General features: G+C 59.6%; 18 protein-coding genes and 4 pseudogenes. 20 read left to right on the forward strand and 2 right to left on the reverse strand.

Features of this window, described 5'->3' with window-relative positions; translation table 11 throughout:
- Positions 1–5 precede the first annotated feature (5 nt).
- From QCM77_RS17715 to QCM77_RS17780, 14 genes and pseudogenes are all read left to right on the forward strand, one after another.
- Positions 6–1,220 carry an NAD(P)/FAD-dependent oxidoreductase gene (locus tag QCM77_RS17715; protein ID WP_279684461.1) on the forward strand — a complete coding sequence of 405 codons (1,215 nt, stop codon included), beginning with the start codon at positions 6–8 and terminating at the stop codon, positions 1,218–1,220.
- 128 nt (positions 1,221–1,348) lie between these two features.
- A complete protein-coding gene (locus QCM77_RS17720) occupies positions 1,349–2,128 on the forward strand; it encodes an SDR family NAD(P)-dependent oxidoreductase (RefSeq protein ID WP_279684462.1) in 780 nt (259 codons plus the stop codon).
- Between the two features lie 84 nt (positions 2,129–2,212).
- Positions 2,213–3,415, forward strand: coding sequence for an FAD-dependent monooxygenase (locus QCM77_RS17725; protein WP_279684374.1), 1,203 nt, complete (start codon positions 2,213–2,215; stop codon positions 3,413–3,415).
- A 103-nt stretch (positions 3,416–3,518) separates the two neighbouring features.
- Positions 3,519–4,217, forward strand: coding sequence for an alpha/beta fold hydrolase (locus tag QCM77_RS17730; protein WP_279684375.1), 699 nt, complete (start codon positions 3,519–3,521; stop codon positions 4,215–4,217).
- 110 nt (positions 4,218–4,327) lie between these two features.
- The gene (locus tag QCM77_RS17735) at positions 4,328–5,197 is read left to right on the forward strand and encodes an HTD2 family dehydratase (RefSeq protein ID WP_279684376.1); all 870 of its coding nucleotides are present in this window, start codon (positions 4,328–4,330) and stop codon (positions 5,195–5,197) included.
- 16 nt (positions 5,198–5,213) lie between these two features.
- Positions 5,214–6,368 carry a CaiB/BaiF CoA transferase family protein gene (locus QCM77_RS17740; RefSeq protein WP_279684377.1) on the forward strand — a complete coding sequence of 385 codons (1,155 nt, stop codon included), beginning with the start codon at positions 5,214–5,216 and terminating at the stop codon, positions 6,366–6,368.
- Between the two features lie 22 nt (positions 6,369–6,390).
- Positions 6,391–7,779: an MmgE/PrpD family protein gene (locus tag QCM77_RS17745; protein ID WP_279684378.1), complete on the forward strand. Its 1,389-nt coding sequence runs from the start codon at positions 6,391–6,393 to the stop codon at positions 7,777–7,779.
- Positions 7,776–7,892 (forward strand): SDR family oxidoreductase, encoded by a 117-nt coding sequence (locus tag QCM77_RS17750; protein ID WP_279684379.1) that lies wholly within the window; start codon positions 7,776–7,778, stop codon positions 7,890–7,892. Before QCM77_RS17745 ends, QCM77_RS17750 begins: the two co-directional genes overlap by 4 nt.
- A 675-nt stretch (positions 7,893–8,567) precedes the next feature.
- Positions 8,568–9,797, forward strand: a complete 1,230-nt coding sequence (locus QCM77_RS17755; protein WP_279684380.1) for an ABC transporter substrate-binding protein — start codon at positions 8,568–8,570, stop codon at positions 9,795–9,797.
- A 94-nt stretch (positions 9,798–9,891) separates the two neighbouring features.
- Positions 9,892–10,881, forward strand: a pseudogene (locus QCM77_RS17760) (maleylacetate reductase); the annotation flags it as partial.
- A 57-nt stretch (positions 10,882–10,938) separates the two neighbouring features.
- Positions 10,939–11,073: pseudogene (locus tag QCM77_RS17765) on the forward strand (hydroxyquinol 1,2-dioxygenase); the annotation flags it as partial.
- Positions 11,070–11,210, forward strand: a pseudogene (locus tag QCM77_RS17770) (helix-turn-helix domain-containing protein); the annotation flags it as partial. The pseudogenes QCM77_RS17765 and QCM77_RS17770, both read left to right, overlap by 4 nt.
- 990 nt (positions 11,211–12,200) lie before the next feature.
- Positions 12,201–13,490, forward strand: coding sequence for an MFS transporter (locus QCM77_RS17775; protein ID WP_279684382.1), 1,290 nt, complete (start codon positions 12,201–12,203; stop codon positions 13,488–13,490).
- A 61-nt stretch (positions 13,491–13,551) separates the two neighbouring features.
- Positions 13,552–14,796 carry an FAD-dependent monooxygenase gene (locus tag QCM77_RS17780; RefSeq protein ID WP_279684383.1) on the forward strand — a complete coding sequence of 415 codons (1,245 nt, stop codon included), beginning with the start codon at positions 13,552–13,554 and terminating at the stop codon, positions 14,794–14,796.
- Here QCM77_RS17780 and tnpB read toward each other — a convergent pair.
- The gene (gene tnpB, locus QCM77_RS17785; RefSeq protein ID WP_462804330.1) at positions 14,726–15,214 is read right to left on the reverse strand and encodes an IS66 family insertion sequence element accessory protein TnpB; all 489 of its coding nucleotides are present in this window, start codon (positions 15,212–15,214) and stop codon (positions 14,726–14,728) included. The two genes, QCM77_RS17780 and tnpB, sit on opposite strands and share 71 nt — an antisense overlap.
- Between tnpB and QCM77_RS17790 the strand changes: the two genes are divergently transcribed.
- Entirely contained in the window at positions 15,201–15,476 is a 276-nt protein-coding gene (locus QCM77_RS17790; RefSeq protein ID WP_279684469.1) for a hypothetical protein, read from the forward strand. The two genes, tnpB and QCM77_RS17790, sit on opposite strands and share 14 nt — an antisense overlap.
- Here the strand turns inward: QCM77_RS17790 and QCM77_RS17795 are convergent.
- On the reverse strand, positions 15,382–15,657 hold the full coding sequence (locus tag QCM77_RS17795; RefSeq protein ID WP_279684384.1) for a transposase: 276 nt from the start codon (positions 15,655–15,657) through the stop codon (positions 15,382–15,384). The two genes, QCM77_RS17790 and QCM77_RS17795, sit on opposite strands and share 95 nt — an antisense overlap.
- A 103-nt stretch (positions 15,658–15,760) precedes the next feature.
- On the opposite strand from QCM77_RS17795, the pseudogene QCM77_RS17800 reads away from it, so the two are divergent.
- From QCM77_RS17800 to QCM77_RS17820, 5 genes and pseudogenes are all read left to right on the forward strand, one after another.
- A pseudogene (locus QCM77_RS17800) lies at positions 15,761–15,919 on the forward strand (ABC transporter substrate-binding protein); the annotation flags it as partial.
- Between the two features lie 174 nt (positions 15,920–16,093).
- Entirely contained in the window at positions 16,094–17,332 is a 1,239-nt protein-coding gene (locus QCM77_RS17805; protein ID WP_279684385.1) for an amino acid ABC transporter substrate-binding protein, read from the forward strand.
- A gap of 12 nt (positions 17,333–17,344) precedes the next feature.
- Positions 17,345–18,196, forward strand: coding sequence for a branched-chain amino acid ABC transporter permease (locus QCM77_RS17810; RefSeq protein WP_279684386.1), 852 nt, complete (start codon positions 17,345–17,347; stop codon positions 18,194–18,196).
- On the forward strand, positions 18,187–19,953 hold the full coding sequence (locus QCM77_RS17815) for a branched-chain amino acid ABC transporter ATP-binding protein/permease (protein ID WP_279684387.1): 1,767 nt from the start codon (positions 18,187–18,189) through the stop codon (positions 19,951–19,953). The genes QCM77_RS17810 and QCM77_RS17815 overlap by 10 nt, the downstream gene beginning before the upstream one ends.
- The gene (locus QCM77_RS17820) at positions 19,943–20,650 is read left to right on the forward strand and encodes an ABC transporter ATP-binding protein (protein ID WP_279684463.1); all 708 of its coding nucleotides are present in this window, start codon (positions 19,943–19,945) and stop codon (positions 20,648–20,650) included. Before QCM77_RS17815 ends, QCM77_RS17820 begins: the two co-directional genes overlap by 11 nt.
- Positions 20,651–20,808 lie beyond the last annotated feature (158 nt).

Raw genomic sequence — 20,808 nt, forward strand, 5'->3', positions numbered from 1 at the left:
ATACGATGCCGCAACCGTATTGCGATGTCGCGATTGTCGGTGGATCGATCGCCGGCCTACGTGCGGCGCAGACGGTCGCCCGGCATGCTCCCGACCTCACCATCACGATGATCAGCGACGAGACGCATCCTCCGTACGAGCGTCCTCCACTGTCGAAGGTCGGCCTGACAAAGCAGATGTCGCTCGATGCACTGATCTATCCGGCCGTCAACGAGCTAAGGAGCCATGGCGTCAACTTCCTGCTCGGTACCACAGCCGAAGAGCTGGATGTCGATGCCAGGAAGGTGGTCCATTCGTCCGGGACGCTGCACTATCGGTCGCTCGTGATCGCCACGGGCTGCGAGGCGATCATTCCGCCTGCATTGTCCGGCCTACCCGATATCTTCACACTCAGGCGTTACGACGATGCGGTTTCGCTTCGTCGGGCACTCGCCAATCCCTTGAAGTCCGTAGCAATAGTAGGAGCGGGCTTCATCGGGGGTGAACTGGCCTCCATGCTGGCGAACGAAGGACGGCGGGTCGCGCTCATCGATCTCGCACGCAAGCCCCTGGGCAGGTTCGGCGAGCCCGTGTTCAGGGATTACGAAGCGCTTCACCGAGGTGCCGGCGTAGTTCTGAGATTCGGCGAGCAGGTCGTCGACGTAGTCGATCAAGGCGATGGCCGTGTACTGGAGCTTGGTGACGGGTCGAGAGTTCCTGCCGACGTGATTGTCCTCGGGGTGGGCGTTCGGCCTTCGACTGAGTGGCTGCAGCAATCCGGCTTGCGCGTGGAGAACGGCATTCACTGTGACGGAGCGCTGCGAGCGGCCGATCATGTGTTCGCAGCCGGTGATGTGGTTCGGTGGCCCAACCAGCGCTGGGACACGGATATGAGGGTTGAACATTGGACCAATGCAGCAGAGCAGGGGCGCGTGGCCGGCATCAACGCGGCAAATGACATTCTCGGATTGCCGCTAGAGGTCTGTGCCAACGTCCCATACTTTTGGTCCGACCAGCATGGCGTGCGCATCCAGTTTGCCGGCCATCGCGCGGGCGATGAAGAGATTATCGAGAGCCGGAACTCGAGCGGCTCCCTCTTCATCTACAGGCGATCCGATATCGTCACCGGAGTGTTGGCGTTCGAGCGTCGTGCGGATTTTGTGAAGATCCGAACAATGCTGAAGAATGAACTGACTTGGCAACCGGTAAGGTCGCTCATCGACCGAGAGAACTCGCGATGAGTCATTCGCGAAAGCGAGGTCCGCGCAGTCGGCGAGCCTCAAACGGATTCCTCCGCGTATGCGCATCATTGGATTTGCCGGCGATATGGAGATCGCTCGAATCCATTCGTGTTTTGCAGATCTAGGTGATGGTGAAGATGACAGGCAGGCTTTCCAATAGAACGGCCATCGTGACCGGTGCAGGTTCGGGGATCGGTCGCGCGACGGCCATTCGATTTGCGGAGGAGGGGGCGTCCGTAGTCGCGGCGGGCCTGTCGGAGGGGCTCGACGAAACTGTGGATCTTTGCCGGGCGGCTGGCTCCCGCGCCATTGCCGTCGTCGCCGACGTCAGTCGAGCGGCTTCGGGAGAAGCCATACTTGCGGCGGCGGTCGGCATCTCGAACTGTCCAAACGTCTTGGTGAACAACGTCGGGATTGCCGGAATGACTGCCGCTTACGACACCACGGATGAGGAATTCGACCGCATCTTCGACGTGAATCTCAAGAGCGTGCTCCGTGTCTCGCGGCCGTTCTTGCAGCTTTGCCGTTCGCAAAATTCCGGTGGATCGATTATCAACATATCTTCGGTCCAGGGCATTCTCGGATTTCCCAACAATGCCTCCTACGCGGCTACGAAGGCAGGAATGATCGGCCTGACTCGGCAGATGGCCAACGATTGTGCCTCATTCGCTGTCCGCGTCAACGTCGTCGCGCCAGGCATCATCGAAACACCCCGGACGCAAGCCCGCCTACGCGACAACGTCGCGTTCAGGAACTTCTCCGTGCAGTCGACTCCGCTGGGGCGCCCCGGTCGGGCCGATGAGGTTGCTGCGGCGTGTCTCTTTCTGGCCAGCGACGAGGCGAGCTTCATCACTGGGCAGGTCCTTGCCGTCGATGGCGGAGCGTCTGCCACCGTCTTCAGGTCCTAGTCGGATCAAAGTCAACGACCGTGTTAGATAGTCCGCTTCGGCGGGGGACGTGGTCATAACAGATAAAAGAGGGAAAGGATGATCATGACCTCTGCGAAGGCCGTCACAATCGTCGGCGCTGGCCCCGTCGGGCTGATCGCTGCTCTCGGATTGGCGAAATCCGGAATCTCCGTCAACGTGTTGGAGCGGGCGAACGGTATCGTCGCATCGCCGCGCGCAATAACGTACCATTGGTCTTGCCTAGAAGGCTTGTCGGAGCTGGGTCTTCTGGACGAGGCCCTCCAGATCGGTTTCTCGAAGCAAGACTACAGCTACATCGAGTTTGCAACCGGCGAACGAATTGATTTCAGCTTGAACGTATTGGAAGGGCTGACGAAGTTTCCGTACAACCTTCACCTCGGTCAGCACCGGCTTGCGGAGATCGCGCTGCGAAAGCTCGCCGCTTATCCAAATGTTAATGTTCACTGGGGTGTCAATGTCACCGATATCGAGCAGGATGCCGAGGGCGTCTCGGTGGACGCCGTTGGGCCAGATGGGGAGGTGAGGTTCCGCAGCGGTTGGCTCGTCGGAGCCGATGGTGCCGGCAGCGCGGTTCGAAGCGCATTGGGCCTGGAGTTCGAGGGTATCACCTGGCCCGAGCGCTTTGTCGCTGCAAATCTTCGTCTCGATTTCGCCAAGTACGGCTTCGCTCGCACGACGTTCCTGATCGATTCCACGTATGGAGCCATTATCGTCAAGCTAGACCAGAATGACCTTTGGCGATGCACCTACAGCGAGGACTTGAACCTGCCGGAAGAGGGCGTACCGGAGCGCCTGAGGAAGTTCTTGGAGGTGATCGTCCCGGCAGCGAAGGATTACACGCTCGAGGCCTATTCACCCTATCGGATGCACCAACGCGCGGCCACGATGTTTCGCGTCCGACGCGTGCTGCTTGCGGGCGACGCTGCCCATGCCACCAACCCCAGCGGTGGTTACGGCCTCCTTGGCGGGCTGTTCGATGTCTACGTCCTATACAAGGCCCTTTCCGCGGTAGTCCAAGGCAGTGCGGGCGACGAAGTGCTCGACAAGTATGCGGAAGACCGTCGTCGTGTCTTTCTGGAGGTCGTCTCACCGGCTGCATCGGAGACCAAGCGAATGATCTTCGATACCAGCGATCCGGCGCAACGTGCCGTCGATATGGCAAAGATCCGAAGACTTGCCGACGATAAAGTCACGCTTGTCGAACGTTTGATGCTGACATCCCGGATGAGTTCGGAGCCTCCGGCCCATTCCGCCGCGTCTGTGTAGCGCAAGTCTATTCGAATATTTCACGTAGATCCCACTCTCGCAGCGCGCTCGCCCATTCACGATGCCCTGCGGAGATTCAAAGCAATACGAAATGGAGAGTCTCTTGAGCAAGCATCACGTGATCTTCGTGCCGGGAATGGCGTCCGACGGACGCCTATGGCAGCCCGTCATCGATCAGGTATCTGACATTGTCGAGCCAACCATTGCGCGCTGCAGCGGGGAGTCGATCGCCGACTTTGCTGACGAGATTCTGACGGATGCTCCCGCCAGGTTTGTGATTGCGGGCATTTCGATGGGTGGGTACGTGGCGCTGGAGGTGGCGCTGCGCGGGGACGCGCGCTTGGCAGGAGTGGCCCTTCTGAATACAAATGCGAGACCAGCGTCTCCGCTCCAGGTTCAACGCTCAAATGCTTTTGTTGATGATGCCAAGCGGGGTCTGTTTGACACGGTCGCGGACAAGCTCGCGGAGACTGTCGCTGGGGGTAAGGCGGAGGTCGCGACCCTCGCCGCTGCAATGGCTCGTAAGGTTGGCGTCGACGGGTATTTGCGACTGCAACGGGCTGTGCTCGATCGCCTCGATCGACGGAGGGAGTTGCGGGGGATCGCCTTGCCGACGCTGGTGATAGCAGGTGACGAAGACCGCATTTCAGCACCCAGCCTAGCTAATGAAATCGCGCGATCAGTACCGGGAGCAGAACTTGAGATTTTCCCTTGCGGGCACCTTTCGACGATCGAAGTTCCGGAGATGGTGTCGGCAAGCCTGCGCGACTGGCTTTCGCGACGAGTTGAAGGTGGGGCGTGACCATTCTGCAGCCGACCCCAATCGAGTGCACCGGCCTTTATGGTACGAGACATCGAAGGGCGTGCCGTGGGGCGACATCCCCCGGAATTCTTCAGGAGGCGCAGTTAGAAATGAGCGACACGATTGCTGATCTTGCGCATCTGCGCCAATGGATCGGACAGAGCGAGACTCTAAACGACGAGATCACGCGTGCGCCGGTCCGGGCGCTCAACGCGACGTTGGATCTCCCGGAGATAGATGCTTCTGTAGGGATGCCGCTTCAACCGCTGTGGCATTGGTTATATTTTCTGCCCGCCCATCGGCAGAGCGAACTAGGGCGGGACGGCCATGCTCGCCGAGGCGGCTTCTTGCCGCCGGTACCGCTGCAGCGTCGGATGTGGGCGGGCAGTCAGTTTGAATTCCATTCCCCGCTGAGAGTTGGTGATTCAGTCAAACGGGTGTCGACAATAGACGATGTTGCGATCAAGGAGGGGCGCACCGGTCGGCTAGTGTTCGTGAAGGTGCGTCATGAACTCTTTCGCGCTGATCACGCTGGACCAGCGCTCACCGAGTTTCACGACGTTGTTTATCGTGAAGCGAAGCGCCCTGGCGATGTGGAGCCAGCTCCAACGCCAGCACGGATTGGTGCCCCATGGCAGCGCAATGTCGAGCCGGACGATGTTCTTCTGTTCCGCTATTCAGCCCTGACGTTCAACGGACATCGCATCCACTATGACCGCGAGTACGTGACCAAAGTCGAAGGGTATCCTGGCTTGGTGGTTCACGGACCGCTCATTGCCACGCTTCTAATCGATCTGGTGCGACGGCAGGCGCCTGACCGGGAAATCGCCAGCTTCCAGTTCAGAGCTGTTCGTCCCACGTTCGATGGGAAATCGTTCAGTCTAAATGGCGCGCCGTCCGCCGACGGGCGCTCAGCTAGCCTGTGGGCGGCTGATCATGAAGGGCGGCTGATCATGCAGGCAGCCGCAACCCTGAACTAGAAGCCGGAGTTTCCGAATGTCGTTGCCGCTACAAGACATCAGCGTCGTATCCCTCGAGCACGCCATCGCCGCGCCTTTCTGCACGCGCCAGCTCGCGGACATGGGAGCGCGCGTCATCAAGGTCGAACGGCCAGGGACGGGCGATTTCGCCCGCGCTTACGATGATAGGGTCCGCGGCGAGGCGTCGCACTTTGTCTGGACCAACCGCAGCAAGGAAAGCCTGGTCCTGGATATCAAGGACCCGGACGGGCTGTCCGCCTTGAAGGCCCTGGTGGGCCAGGCGGACGTGCTGGTGCAGAATCTGTCGCCCGGCGCCACAGCGCGCATGGGGCTCGATTACGCCTCGCTGCATGTCGCGCATCCCCGGCTCATCGTGTGCGACATCTCGGGCTACGGCGGCGACGGCCCCTACCGCGACAAGAAAGCCTACGACCTGCTGATCCAAAGCGAGGCTGGCTTTCTCTCCATTACCGGCACGCCCGACACGCCCAGCAAGGCCGGCAACTCGATTGCCGACATCGCCGCCGGCATGTACGCCTACAGCAACATCCTTTCCGCCCTACTGCTGCGTCATAAAACCGGTGAGGGGGCGCACATCGACCTGTCCATGTTAGAGGCGCTGACCGAGTGGATGGGATATCCGCTGTATTACGCTTTCGATGGCGCATCGCCGCCCTTACGTGCCGGCGCCTCGCACGCGAGCATCTACCCCTATGGTCCATTCGCCACTGGGCGCGATGGCACGGTAATGCTGGGCTTGCAGAACGAGCGGGAGTGGAACGCCTTCTGCGCGCATGTTCTCGACGATGAGACGCTGGCTGTGGACGAGCGCTTTGACAGCAATACGCGACGCAATGCTAACCGGCAGGCGCTGGACGCCATCATCTTCGACAAGTTCAAATCTCTAGACCGTGTCGAGGTGCTCGAACGCCTCGACAAAGCGGGCATCGCCAATGCGTCAGTCAATGATATAGCGGGGCTGTGGCAGCACCCCCAGTTGCGAGCCCGCGACCGCTGGCGCTTCGTCGGCAGCCCGGCTGGGAAGATTCCCGCCCTCCTTCCGCCTGGGCGTAGCAATCGCTGGGAGGCTCGAATGGGGGCGATTCCACGGTTGGGCGAGCATACGGACGCAATCCTTCGGGAACTCGCTGCTGGCTCAGAACCCACCTAACGCTCGACCTACAGAGGTAACGATGACATTTGACACCGACAGCATCGGCACCTTGACCGAGCGCTTCTCGGCGCTGTGGTCGGGGATAACTTGGGCCGACATTCCCGAAGCGGAAATCGCGGGCATCAAGGATCACGTCCTTGATACTCTCTCCGTTGCCCTCGCAGGCGCGCGTACATCGGAAGCCGCCAGTGTCATCCGCGTACTCACCACGGCGAATGGGCGTCGGGCTGGCGCGACCGTGTGGGGCACGCCGGATCGACTGCCGCTTTCCCAGGCCGCGCTCGCGAATGGCACATCGGCGCATGCCCGTGACTTTGACGATGGTGGCGGGGCAGGACATGCCGGGTCGACGGTTATTCCGGCTGCTCTGGCAGTTGCTGAGTCAGTGGGCGCCTCAGGGCGGGATTTCCTGCTCGCGACGATTGCCGGATACGACGTCGGATATCGCTCACTGCTCGCTGTCGGCGGCTTCGCGGTACACACCGGCCGGGGCTGGCACTCGTCGGGCACCATGGGAAGCCTTGGCGCTGCGGCAGCCGCAGCTAAGGTACTCGGGTTGGATGCCGAGAAGTTCGCAAATGCGCTAGGCATCGCGGGCTCTTTCACGGGAGGCGTGTGGGCATTCATCGACGACGGTGCGATGACTAAGCGCCTTCACCCCGGAAAGGCGTGCGAGACTGGTGTGGATGCAGCCCTGCTTGCCCAGGGTGGCATTACCGGTCCGCATCGGATCTTCGAGTCGGAGTTCGGTGGGCTTTTCACCACGTACAACGGCGGCGCGGGTTTCCGGGAGAAAGCGCTGGATGGTCTCGGCGTCAACCTCAACGTTGCCTCTTCTTATCTCAAGCCCTACGCCTGTTGCCGCGGCAGTCACTCCACGATCGACACGGTGCTCAGGCTGATGGGCAATCGCGGCCTGCGGGCAAACAACGTAAAGCGCTTCGACATCATCGCTGGGCAGACCGCCTACGACATGATCAATGTCTATCCAATCGAGACAGTCTTCGATGCGCAGTTCAGCCTACCCTATGCGGTGAGTGTGACGCTGGTCAGTGGCGAGGCCGGCCTCGGCCAGTTTGAGCCGCCGAGGCTCAATGAGCCCGAGGTGCGCAGTGTATTCGACCGGATCACCTTTACCGTGGACAAGTCGATCGGCCTGGAAGATGGCCCTCGACTGCACATCGAACTCACCGATGGCACGACGATTGCCATATCCGCTGGGAACCCGACGCTTGCCAAGGGCTCGGCCGTGCAGCCGATGACCCACGCCGAGGTGGTTGCGAAGACACACGCCCTGATCGACCCGATCGACCTGGCCCTAGCCGACGCCCTCATCTTAGCAGTGGAGGGGCTAGACCAGGCCTCGGACGTCACCACCCTGCTCAACGCACTGAAGGTAAAGGGGTGAATACCGATGTTGCCGCAGCGTGTCTCTTTCTTGCCAGCGACGAAGCTTGCTTCATCGCGGGACAAGTCCTCGCCATCGATGGCGGAGAACCGGCGACGATCTTCCGCGCCTAGTGCAGTTACAAGTCTGCCGACCGGAAGCTTCTAGGATCATTTCTGAATTGCCTAATCCCAGAAGTCGCGGGCCCTCCCATTCCTTCACGGGCTGAAACAATCATTTGCATTGGGCGCATTTTTCGGGCGACTGCCCACCCCTAAGCTAAATGAGCGCCGTAAGCATAAACGCGCACGTCAGTTCGGGAGGAAGCTTGTGTCTGTCGACGGCAGCGCCGTCGGCCCATTGGCCGGCGACGTGAGCGGGGGCTCGAGTTCACAAAAAGAGCTCCTTACCACAAAGTGTTGTCAGCAGCCGCTAGGCGGCTCTGCGTTGCGCGAGCCGGCGTTCGAGCGCGGGCGAGGGAGTTCGGCGATGACTCTCCAGGGATTCGCAAGGACCGGTGGCCCCAGCGCTGCGTGTGGAAGAGAAAGAGTTGATTGCTGAGGCCGTCTATCGCCTCCGCTTGGCTACCCCTAGCGGCACGCGCCTCGCCGACTGGGCACCGGGTGCCCATAACGATTTGTGCCTGCCAAACGGTCTCATTCGGGAGTACTCGCTCTGCGGGAATCGCTGAGATCCAAGCGGCTGTTCGTTTCCAAGAGAACAGCGATCTCATAAGCAGGCTGCGATCGTCACACAACAACTGATTAATATGTCCAGAAAACGACCATAACCGGCACAGGGAGATTTCGATGCCTTTGAGAAAACCACGACCCCTATTGCTATTGGCGGCCATCGCAGCCGTTAGCTCCAGCCCGGCGCTCGCGCAAAAGATATACGATATCGGTGCTTCCGACACTGAGATCAAGATCGGCAACATAGTGCCCTATAGCGGCCCGGCGTCCGCCTATGGCATCATCGGCAAAACGGAAGAAGCATATTTCCGAATGATCAACGACCAGGGGGGTATCAACGGTCGTAAGATCAAGTTCATTTCCTATGACGACGCGTACTCGCCGCCGAAGGCGGTTGAGCAGGTTCGCAAACTCGTCGAAAGCGAAGAGGTGCTCCTTGTCTTCAGTTCCCTTGGCACGCCATCGAACACGGCTATCCAGAAGTATCTGAACGCAAAAAAAGTCCCGCAACTATTCGTCGCAAGCGGCGCTTCGAAGTGGAACGACCCGAAGACCTTCCCGTGGACCATGGGTTGGCAGTTGAATTACCAGACCGAGGCAAAGGTCTTCGCGAAATGGCTGATGAAGGAGAAGCCTGACGCCAAGGCTGCTATTCTCTATCAGAATGACGATTTTGGTAAGGACTATCTGAAAGGTGTCAAAGATATGCTCGGCGACAGGGCCGGTTCCACCATTGTCATGGAAGAGAGCTACGAAGTCTCCGAACCGTCTATCGACTCCCATATCGCAAAGATCAAGGTGGCCAATCCCGACGTTTTGATGATTTTTGCGACGGCGAAATTCGGGGCTCAGGCGATAAAGAAGACGGCCGAGCTCAACTGGAAGCCACTGCAGATCATCAACAATGGGGCTTCTTTTGTCGGCAGCGTGATGAAGCCGGCAGGCTTCGAGAACGCGCAGGGAGTGTTGTCCGCGGCCTACGCTAAGGATGGCGCTGATCCGCAGTGGAACGACGATCCTGGCATGAAGAAATGGTCGGAGTTTCTCGACAGGTACATGCCGGGCGCAGACAAGACCGATGCCGGCATCGTCCACGGCTATGCCGCAGCCCAAACGCTCGTGAAGGTCCTTGAGATGTGCGGCGACGATCTCTCGCGCGCGAATGTCATGAAACAGGCCGCGAGCCTGAAAGGCTTTGTCCCAGACACTCTACTGCCGGGCGTGACGATCAACACCAGCGCCGTCTCTTTCGCTCCAATCACTCAGCTCCGCATCGAGCGATTCAAAGGCGAGAAGTGGGAACTGTTCGGCGACGTAATTGGCGCGGAGGATGTTGCGCGCGAGTAGTCGCCAGAGTCTAATCGCAGAAGCGCCTCCCAAGTCCGTAAGGAGGTGGTAAGGGGCGCTTTCAGTTCCATCATCTCATTATAGAGACCGGCGCATGATCGGTTCGTTTATCTTTGAAAACCTGCCGTCCCGGGTTGTGTTTGGCAGCGGCACAATTGCCGCCGCCAAGGCCGAAGTCGAGCGGCTAGGCGGCAACCGCGCTCTGGTGCTCACGACGCCCCAGCAGGAGGCGCAAGGCAAGAGCCTAGGTGCGGCCCTCTCTATGCCGGCCTCTTTCCGGCGGCCGCCATGCATACGCCGGTCGAGGTCACCGCTCAGGCGCTGGCGGTGATGAAGGCCTGCGAAGCGGATTGCGTTGTGTCGCTCGGCGGCGGATCCACCACGGGCCTTGGCAAGGCGCTCGCCTTGCGCACTGGCGTCAACCAGCTCTGCATTCCCACCACGTATGCCGCCTCGGAGATGACCCCGATCGTCGGCCAGACCGAGAATGGGCTGAAGACCGCGGTGCGCGACGCAGCGGTGCTGCCCGAGACCGTGATTTACGACGTCGATCTAACCTTGACGCTGCCCGTAGGCTTGGCCGCCACTTCCGGCATCAATGCCATCGCGCATGCGGTGGAAGCGCTTTACGCGCGCGACACCAATCCCGTGACTTCGCTGATGGCGGAAGAAGGGATTCGCGCACTGGCAAACGCGCTGCCTGCCATCACCGCGAGATCCGACGACCGCGACGCACGCGCAGAGGCGCTCTATGGCGCCTGGCTTTGCGGTGTCTGCCTCGGCGCAGTCGATATGGCGCTGCATCATAAAGCTCTGTCACACGCTCGGAGGCACGTTCGATCTGCCGCACGCCGAGACACATACGATCGTGCTGCCTTATGCGCTCGCCTATAACGCAGAGGTGGTCCCAGATGCGGCGGCGCGCGTCTCGCGTGCGATTGGCTGAGTTGACGCGTAGGGACTCTACGAATTTGCAAAGCGACCGAATGCAAAGACCGCATTGCGCGATATCGGAATGCCCGAGAGTGGTATCGCGAAAGCGGCCGAACTCGCCGTCACTAACGCCTACTGGAATCCGCGCCCGTTTGCATCCTCTGAACGATGCGACTTTCCAACGGCAAACCGGAGTTTTGGAGACGTCATGCGTAACTTCAATGAAATTACGATTACTGATGCGGTACTCGAGCGGATCAGTGGTGCGTCCGATCCGCGAATCCGGCAGATCAGCGAGGCGCTTACTCGTCACCTTCATGCGTTCGTACGCGAGGTCCGACCGCCGAGCTTGGCGATCTCTCCAGGGCCGCAGAAAGCTTGCAGATATCCAATGCGGCGGCGAGCGGGCACCTCCGCGCGCTCGAAGAGCGCCTGTCGGTTCGACTAATTGAGCTCAACACGCGACGGCTGTGGCTAACAGTCCGGCAGCGGCACGTCCCCAGTCACGATAAGAACGTCCGCGGTGCCATTACGTAGCGCCGTCGCGAGACGCGTCCACGACCGTTCGACCGTTCCATTATGTTCGAAACTAACCAACCGCATTCTCTCTTCCCCACGATTACATTGTTCAAAATCTCTCGGAGCAGAGAGCTCGGAAAGCGGGACTGCAACGATTAACGATCAGACTCCAAGCCGCTTTGGGCTGCGGCAGATGTAGTCAGCCAGCAAGAGACATAGCCTCCCGTATAAATCGATTTTATATTGACAAATCGATTTATGTGCTTATAGGGGAACTGCAAAAAGCTATGAGGGGGACTCTTGCAGAAGCGGGGAGGCAGTCATGACGCGTGATTCGGCGCGAGGATTTGATGGCGGCGGTCGCCTTGGCAGCGCCCGGCGCCAGCGGGCGACTCACGGCCCCGCGCCTGGCCAGCCTTTGCGAGTTGGAGTACCCCGCCCGGCATTAACGGCTCTGCTTGCCCAGACAGCTCTCGTCCGCACCGGTCAGCACCGAGGTCGCGATCGACCAAATCGATTTTCCGGGCGCATTGCTCGGTCGGCTTACCGAGCGGTGCTCTATGACGACCCGCCTTAGGCCTGAAGAGGCGCGAAGCCTCTACGAAACGCTGATCACGGTAAATGAGGTTATTCTACTTCTTTGGCCGTACGCGGGTAGAGGGGTTCTAGCTGCGGTCGGCGTCACGCAGCGCCACGGCAAGCTGCGTATCCACTAGTGTTTGGATATGCGTCACCTCGTCACATGTAACACGGCCTTCCCAACTACGCCATTCCGCGCCGGGCCCGACAAGACTTGCCGGCTAAGGTATTTGACGTTCTCGCACGATCCAAGACGCCGCCTTTATCGGTTGATTTCGTGACGAGCAAGTTTCCCTCCGCGCAATTGGTGACAAGTGGAGCAAGGAAAGTTGCTGAAAGCGCGCGGCCTGACAACAAGTGGAAGCAACGAAAATGATGGTGGCCAACGAGAACATCGCTGCTGGAGCTCGGTCTTCGAGTCCGCTGCTGTGGCGCGTCGCTCTTCTATGCGGCCTTATCCAAATGCTTGATGGCTACGATCTTATATCCATCGGCCTCGCGATTCCGTCTCTCGCCAAGGAGTGGTCGCTGCCATCAGCCGCATTCACCCCGGCTTTCGTGTCTTCAAGCATCGGCATCATGGTCGGAGCAATGCTGGCAGGACCTGCGGCGGATCTGTTTGGGCGAAAGCCGACGCTGCTGATTTCGGTGGCGCTGTTTGGTCTGTTCTCCTTGGCCTCTGCGTGGGCGAATTCCCTCCCCATGTTAGTGGCGCTGCGTTTCGTCACAGGAATCGGGATAGGAGGTGTGATGCCGACGACGGTTGCCCTTACCTCGGACTACACTTCGGATCGTTGGCGCGCCTCGGTAGTGATGTTGATGTTCACCGGCGGCGCGATCGGCGGCTTTTTCGCCGGCCAGATTGCCGCCCAGGTTCTTCCGCACTGGGGCTGGCAGGGCATCTTCTATGTCGGAGGCGTCGCTCCGCTGGTTCTACTAATGGTATTGATCCCAGCTCTGCCGGAATCGCCGCAGTTCCAAAGCGGCGTGCGACCGCCTTCCGCCAAAAAAAATCCAGTCAAGAGCTTGTTTGTCGACGGGCTCGCGCTGACGACGATCCTTCTGTGGGCAATCTTTCTGATTAATCTCATGGACACTTATCTCATCAACTATTGGTTGCCGACCGTACTCAATCTCGAGGGCTTTACGCCCTCTGAAGCTGCGTTCGCTACGTCGACCTTTCCGGCAGGTGCGATCATCAGTGCGTTGCTTCTCGGACCGATCATCGCCCGATATGGAGCTGAACGGACGCTGGCGACGAGCCTCCTCATCGGCGCAATCTCAATCGGCATCGTCGGCCTGGTGCGCTTGCCGATAGTTCCCATGATGGTCGCACTGGCCATCGCGGGTGGCGGCTTCATCGGGAGTCAAAATGGGCTGAACGGCTTGGCTGCTGCCGCCTATCCCTCCGAGACACGGGCAACAGGCGTCGGTTGGGCGCTGGCTATCAGTCGGCCGGGCGGGATCGTGGGACCAATCGTTGGCGGCGCGCTTCTGAGCCTCGGGCTGCCGCCGATCCAAGTGATGCTCTTTGTCTGCGGCCCGGGACTTGTGACAGCGGCATTGGTGGCGCTGTTAGCAGTTCGGCGGAGGCGCCACGCAGAAATGACGTTAACCCGTGCCACGGCCGCAATGGACGGCGTCGGGCCAGCTGTCCGGTGACACATTTTGAGGATACGCGGCTCCGTGGTCCGGACGATTCCAGGACGAGGAAGGTTTGGCGATGCAGACGAACACACAAAATACAATGCGAGCTGACTTGAAGACAATGAGTATCGCCGTCATAGGTGGTGGTATAGGTGGTCTTTCTGCTGCGCTCCATCTGCTGCGGATGGGCTTCGACGTCCATGTCTACGAGCAGACGTCGCGCATCGGCGAAATCGGCGCGGGCATCCAGATCAGCCCCAACGCCTCGCGACTCCTGATCCGCCTCGGGCTGAAGCCGACGATGGACAAAGTGGGGGTGCGGTCGCGAGCCATACATCTACGCCGCTGGGACGACGGCCGCAAGTTGCAGAGCATTCCGGTGGGGCCCGAGTTGGAGGCGGCGTTCGGTGCGCCACACTACCACTTCCATCGCGGCGACCTCGCCGAGATGCTACGGGCGGCCTTGCCGAGTGAGCGCGTGCATGTCGGACACAGGTTGGTGGGATTGGATGAGAAGGATGAGAGCGTCATCGCGCGCTTCGAGAACGGTGTGATCGCCGATGCGGACCTGGTGGTCGGCGCCGACGGCATCCACAGCCGCGTACATGCGCTTCTGTTTGGTTCCGTCAAGGCGCGCTTCACCGGCTGCGCTGCCTGGCGCGGCTTGGTGCCGGCCGAGCGGATCCGGCATCTCGATATCGATGTCGCCGCGCACAACTGGATGGGGCCTGACGGACACGTTGTGCATTACTGGGTCAGTGCCGGTCAGTTCATGAACGTGGTCTGCATCAAGGAGCATAGCGAATGGACGGACGATGGCTGGATGACGCCGGGCCGTGTCGCCGACGTGCGGGCCCGATACGAGGGGTGGCATCCCACGGTGCAGGAGCTGATCGCGGCCTTTCCAGAGACCTTCGTCTGGGCGCTGCACGACCGTCCCGAGCTACCGGGCTGGACCAAGGGCCGCGTGACGCTGCTGGGCGACGCCTGTCATCCCATGCTGCCCTTCATGGCACAGGGCGCAGCGCAATCCGTCGAAGACGGCGCGACACTTGCCGCGCTTTTAAGGATGATGCCGGATGACGTGCCGGCCGCGCTCCGGCGTTATGAGGAGATCCGCAAGCCGCGTGTCACGCGGCTTCAGCAGGCTAGTGCCGCCAACCGCGTGAGGTTCCATCTGCCGGACGGGCCCGAACAGCAGCAACGCGACGCGCTGACGGCGGATTCGGGTGGCCGCTCGATTCCCGACGTTAGCTGGCTCTACGGGCACGACGCCGCTGACGTGGCTCCGATGATCGCATGCGGTATGGGAAGTGCTTAGCCTGACAATAAACCACCGAGCGCGCGACGTCGACTGACGAGGTTCCTCGCGCCCACCCCATTATCCTGGCGCTTTTCAATGGCACACGAAGCCGCGTAATTTCTGAGTCGATGCAGATCGCTGGGCTCGCGATTCTAAGCCGCATAGTCGAATGTTGGGGGCGAATATAACATGCGAAATCTGTTGATGCTGATTTCGGGCCGAACATCACTGGGCGCTGGAAGACGCCGTCTTCCAGCCGCTTGGCGAACAGGCACAAACCCGTAGCCTCCCAAAAGATCAGCTTGATCCGGTCCGCCCGCTTGGCTCGGAACACATAAACAGCGCCTGAGAATGGATCGGCCTTCATGTGCTCGCGCACCAACAGGGCAAGCCCCTCCATTCCCTTGCGGAAGTCGACCGGCTTGGTTGCCACCATCACCCGGACAGTTCCGGACGGGCCGATCACCGGATCGCCTTCAGCGCATGAACGATGGCCGCAATCATCGCCGCGTCCGCGCCTGGCCGGCCCGGATGGTAACGCCTCCGGCTTCGATCTCGATGACCCTGGCATCTGGTTTGGCCTTGCATCGCGCTGTCTTGCGCTCATGGCCCGCAGCCACGGCCGGCGCCGTGGCATCTACCACCGGGATCGTCAGGCTTCGTTGCCGCTGGCCGACGTGCTTGCCGTAGCCAAGTGAGCACTTGTTGCGGTGTCAGCCCATGTCGTCGGGCAATCTCGGAAACTACCGCGCTTGGGACCAGCGTCTCCTCGACAATCCGGGCCTTGTCGTCCCTGGAAAACCAGCGACGTCGTCCGGTCTCCGTGATCACTTCCAGCCGGCCCGTCGTCACGTCCGATTTAAACGTATGGTCAAGCATAGACACAAACCGATCCCTTCAAAGAGATCGTGAAACTCGCCTATCCCATGCGCCGCGAGAAGGTGGGAGCGGAACGACGCTTACGATCAATCGCCAAAAGCTCCTGAAGGACTTTGTCCCTGACACCCTGCTGCCCGGCGTCGAGATAAGCACGCGTCCGACCTCTTTCGCTCCGATTGATCTGCTTCAGCTGGAGCGGTTCAAGGGCGAAAAATGGGAACTGTTCGGTGACGTGATCGGCGGCGACGGCTCCGCAGAGTGATCCGGCACGGCCGTAGTTGAAGCACGGAGGCCCTCGCGAGTCGTCCGCGGGGGCCATGACTTCGTTTGCATCCCGTCCAAACAGACGGAGTGTCGCGACCCAATAATCGATTTTATGTTGACAAATAGATTTTCGAATCTATAAGCGGGGAAAAATCAGGTGGGGGGAAGGCGCTTGAAAAACCCGAGAGATAGTCTTGATGATCGCTGCGGCACCACTCGTCGCACGGCATTGAAGTTGGCGCTCGCGTTCGCTGCAGCCGGTATTGGCGCACGGCTTGACGCGGCTCCTGCAGCGGGCGCGCCGGTGCGCATTGGCAGCACACTGGCGTTGACGGGGCCCCTTGCCCAGACAGCTCTCCTCCATAAGGTCAGCGCCGAGGTCGCGGTCGAGCAAATCAATCTGGCGGGCGGATTGCTGGGCCGGCCGATCGAGTGGGTGCTCTATGATGACCAATCCAAGCCGGAGGTCGCGCGAAGCCTCTACGAGAAGCTGATCACGGCAGACAAAGTTGATCTCCTCATAGGGCCCTATGCGACGAGCGGCATTCTCGCTGCTGCAGTTGTTGCTCAACGGCACGGAAAACTACTGGTTCACTACAGTCTGGGCATACCCAGCCTGGTTACATATGACATGGCGTTCCCGGCGACGCCATTTGGTCCGGAGCCGAACAAGACCTTGCCGGCCAAGGTCTTCGACCTGCTTGCGCGCTCTAAGACGCCGCCGCGGTCGGTTGCGTTCGTGGCAAGTAAATTCCCGTCTGTGCAATTTGTGACGAACGGAGCAAAGAAGGTCGCGGAGGAGCGTGGGCTCTCGGTTGTCCTGGACCTGGAGTACGATTTCGGGACGCGTGACTTCGGTGCCATTGCGGCACGGGTCAAGGAGGCCAATGCAGACTTTCTCTGGGCTGGCGCAATTGGTCCGGAGGGCAGTCAGCTGCTCGAGTCGCTTAAGAAGCTCGATTATCAGCCGCCTCGACAATACCAACTGTATCCATCGCCGGCGATCGCTGCGGTGCCGGAAGCGAAAAATGCCCTCTCGGTATCGTTCATCGAGGATCATGAACCTTTCACGTCCGACAAGGAATTCGTGAAGTTCGGGTCTGTCTTCCACGATCGTGCTGTGAAAGCCGGACTCCCTTACCCGTATGTGGAGGGGCAAGCTGTCGCTCAGTACGTCAGCTGGCAGATCCTTGCTGCAGCTGTCAACTCGACCAAAAGCCTCGAGGATAAGGTTTTGGCTGCGTGGCTGCGGTCGAACACGGTTCCGACCATGCATGGTCCGCTGCAATTCAACAAGCAGTACAATCAAGGAGAGGATCTGACCAAGGTCCGCCAGCTCCTGGACGGCAAGTGGACGATTGTCTGGCCCAGCGAATTTGCTCCACCGGGCAGGACCGCCCAACTGCCCTGAATGAGACGAGCCATGCCTAGCCCCACTTTGATCGGACAAGCGTTAGTGGCCGGCGTTCTGCTTGGCGGCTTGTACGGACTTATGGCCCTTGGCTTGACGTTAAGCTGGGGCATTCTGAGCGTCGTCAACATCGCCTACCTTGGACTCACGTTTCTGGCGGCATATATCACCTACGATCTAGGCACGGCGCATGGAATAGCGCCGTGGCTAGTTGCTATCTGTATACTGCCGCCGTTTTTTCTCTTTGGCGTCGCGCTGCATGCCATTCTGGTTCGCTTTCGAGTCTCACATCTTACCTCGCTGTTGGTCACTTTTGGTCTGCTCGTCGCGATAGAAAGTCTCATCCAGTTCATCTGGACGGCTGATTTTCGACGGTACGAACTCGCTTATTCGACCCAGTCAATGCGACTGGGACCGATCTTTGTTCCGATTTTCGACTTCTGCGCATTCATCGCCGCGGCGATGCTCAGCATTTTGACCTGGGCCGGTCTGCGTTACACTTACGCGGGTCGCGCTCTTCGGGCTGTCAGTGCGGACGCGACCATTGCGACCGCCTTCGGCATCAATGTTCGCCTCCTCGGACTGCTTTTGGCGGGCCTCTGCGCGGCTCTTGCCGCTATCGGTGGCGTATTCATTGCGCTCGTGTCAACATTATCTCCCTCTCAGATGTGGTCGTGGTTCGGCGTGGTGTTTGCGGTCGTTATTATCGGCAGACTCGGAAATCCTCTTGGCGCATTGATCGCGGGAATTGGCATCGGCGTTTCCGAGTCCCTCACAATGGCGATCATCTCTCCCGTATGGTCTCCTCTGGTGGCCTTTTCCATCCTTATCGTATTGCTGATCTGGCAACCCAAATGGCTGTGAAAGTCCCATCGCGCAAAGGCTTCGTAGCCGCGATTGTCATCGTTCTCGGCTTCGTTCTATTCCCCTACGCCAATCCGTCCCCCTATTATCAGGATGTTCTCTACACAATTTTCCTATGGGTGGCCTTAGCAAGCAGCTGGAACATCCTAGGCGGGTATGCCGGCTATCTCAGCTTTGGACATGGCGTGTTCTTTGGTGTCGGCGTTTACACGACTGCCACGTTGACGACGAAGTTTGGCGTTCCATTTCTGTGGACGCTGCCGGCCGCGGCCACAGTTTCCGCGTTGCTCGGCTCCGCTATCGGAGTCGTCGTATTTCCCAATCATAAGCTACGTGGCGCGTTCTTTGCCTTATTCACGCTGGCGATCACGTTTGTCGTTGCAACAATCATCCAGAATACGCCCATCGACGGTGGTGGAGGCGTTTATCTCGCCGGCGTAGCTCCCCCCACCTTCGGAGGCGATTCTTCCACTTCGCTATATCTGCTCGGCTTTGGCCTCGCGGCCCTTTCGGTTGCGAGTCTATATGCGATCGGTCGCTCGCGCTTCGGAACCGGACTTTTTGCCATTCGCGATGACGAAGATGCGGCTGAGGTGAACGGCGTTCCGACGTTCTGGTTCAAGATGATCGCTCTTGCTCTGAGCTCCGGGCTTGCCGGGGCGATCGGAGGCTTGCATGCCATGTATGTCGGCTATGTGACGGTCGGCGAGACGTTCGGCCATACGGTTCCACTATATGTCGTACTGATGAGTATTCTCGGCGGTGGTCGTCACTGGCTCGGGCCGGCCGTCGGCGCCATGCTGATTGCTGGATCGACCTTCACTTTTACGGGTGGCGATTATTCGGTTCTCGGGCGCGCCTTTGTCGCGCTGGCTTTGGTAATTCTAACCTTGTTCCTGCCCAATGGCATCGTACCGAATCTGCTGAACCGCTTCCGGCGAACTCGCCACGGCGACGCGTTAGAGCCACTAGCCGCTTCGCGTCCGTTGCAGGCCGCGGTCCGTCCGGAGCCGCGATCTGGAAATTCAGTTATTCTCGACATCGTCGAGGCCAAAAAATCATTCGGAGGACTACATGCCCTCCAAGGCGTCAATCTTTCCGTGCATCGCGGGGAGATCCTCGGCTTGGTCGGACCGAACGGATCCGGGAAGACCACGCTCATCAATGCGATCAGCGGCCACTTCAAGCTGAGTTCGGGCCAAATAATATGCGATGGCATTCAGATCGAGGCTCTACCGGGCCATTTGGTCGCGCAGCACGGCATCGCACGAACTTATCAGATCCCCCGTCCTTTCGAGCAAATGACAGTGCTTGAGAATGTGATGCTCTCGACGACTTTTGCGAACCGATCGTTCTCGCCCCGATCGGTACGGGAAGAGGCGTGGCATTGGCTCCAGTTCGCAAGTCTCGCGTCCAAGGCTCACGCAACTCCGGATTCGCTGAATCTGCACGAGCGGAAGTTTCTCGAGCTGGCCAGGGCACTTGCCGCCAGACCCCGCGTTCTTCTTCTGGACGAAGTTTTATCCGGTCTGAACCCGAGTGAGATTGAGCACGCGATCGAGCTGATCAAGAACATCCGGGCGCAAGGCACCAGTATCATTTTTGTCGAACACCTCATGCGTGCCGTAGTAGAACTGTCGGACCGTGTCGCAGTGCTCGACGGAGGCAAGCTGCTGGTGATCGGAGATCCTCAGACAATCATGCGCAATCCTTCCGTCGTCAGTTTGTATCTGGGAAAAGCATATGCTGCTGCTTGAAGCGACGAATCTGCAGATTGCCTACGGCAGCGCGATAGCAGTGTGGGATGCCTCGCTCTCCGTCGACACCGGCGAAATCGTCTCGGTCATTGGTCCGAATGGTGCCGGGAAGAGCACGTTGATCAATTCCATCGCAGGGCTGTTGAGACCGAAAGACGGACGTCTTATGTTTTCGGGGACCAACATGACGACGGTGCCTTCACACGAATTTTGCAGCCATGGCATCGCCCTTATACCGGAAGGACGGCGCCTGTTCGTGCAGATGACCGTAGAGGAGAACCTGGAGATCGGCTCCTATGTAAGAAAAGCGCGGAAACACCGTTTGGAGCATCTGGAGGAGATCTACACGCTATTCCCGGTGTTGCGCGAGAAACGGAAGCAGGCCGCAGGACAGCTATCGGGCGGACAGCAGCAAATGGTCGCGATCGGTCGTGCGCTGATGACGCGGCCGCGTCTCGTGTTATTTGACGAGCCGTCTCTTGGACTTGCTCCTTCCGTCGTGGACACGATGTTCGACATCATATCAGAGCTGCGTAGCAGGGGTCTTTCCGTTCTGCTGGTCGAGCAGAACGTGCTCAAGGCTCTGGAGATCGCGGACCGTGCTTACGTTCTGGACGACGGTCGCATCGCCGGCTGTGGGCATCCTAAAGAACTCTCGCAGCAGTCGCATATCCGTAAAGCGTATCTCGGCCTCTGAACTCGCGAGGGCCGTGCGGTTGCTCGTCAGATCGTCACTCGCCGCCGTTCTCGGTTGCGATGAACAACGATCCCGAAACGCCGACCTCCGACGAGGAGACAAACGCCGATGTTCATAAGATCCTCACCTTGAGGTCCTTGACAAAATCGATTTCATTG

The organism is Bradyrhizobium nivariense (assembly GCF_029846695.2).
Lineage (GTDB): Bacteria > Pseudomonadota > Alphaproteobacteria > Rhizobiales > Xanthobacteraceae > Bradyrhizobium.

Bases quoted from the DNA above. Each gene is read 5' to 3' on its own strand.
- QCM77_RS17715 (WP_279684461.1), top strand. From the start codon at position 6: ATGCCGCAACCGTATTGCGATGTCGCGATTGTCGGTGGATCGATCGCC.
- QCM77_RS17720 (WP_279684462.1), top strand. From the start codon at position 1,349: ATGGTGAAGATGACAGGCAGGCTTTCCAATAGAACGGCCATCGTGACC.
- QCM77_RS17725 (WP_279684374.1), top strand. From the start codon at position 2,213: ATGACCTCTGCGAAGGCCGTCACAATCGTCGGCGCTGGCCCCGTCGGG.
- QCM77_RS17735 (WP_279684376.1), top strand. From the start codon at position 4,328: ATGAGCGACACGATTGCTGATCTTGCGCATCTGCGCCAATGGATCGGA.
- QCM77_RS17740 (WP_279684377.1), top strand. From the start codon at position 5,214: ATGTCGTTGCCGCTACAAGACATCAGCGTCGTATCCCTCGAGCACGCC.
- QCM77_RS17745 (WP_279684378.1), top strand. From the start codon at position 6,391: ATGACATTTGACACCGACAGCATCGGCACCTTGACCGAGCGCTTCTCG.
- QCM77_RS17755 (WP_279684380.1), top strand. From the start codon at position 8,568: ATGCCTTTGAGAAAACCACGACCCCTATTGCTATTGGCGGCCATCGCA.
- QCM77_RS17775 (WP_279684382.1), top strand. From the start codon at position 12,201: ATGATGGTGGCCAACGAGAACATCGCTGCTGGAGCTCGGTCTTCGAGT.
- QCM77_RS17780 (WP_279684383.1), top strand. From the start codon at position 13,552: ATGCAGACGAACACACAAAATACAATGCGAGCTGACTTGAAGACAATG.
- tnpB (WP_462804330.1), bottom strand. From the start codon at position 15,214: ATGGTGGCAACCAAGCCGGTCGACTTCCGCAAGGGAATGGAGGGGCTT.
- QCM77_RS17795 (WP_279684384.1), bottom strand. From the start codon at position 15,657: ATGCTTGACCATACGTTTAAATCGGACGTGACGACGGGCCGGCTGGAA.
- QCM77_RS17810 (WP_279684386.1), top strand. From the start codon at position 17,345: ATGCCTAGCCCCACTTTGATCGGACAAGCGTTAGTGGCCGGCGTTCTG.
- QCM77_RS17815 (WP_279684387.1), top strand. From the start codon at position 18,187: ATGGCTGTGAAAGTCCCATCGCGCAAAGGCTTCGTAGCCGCGATTGTC.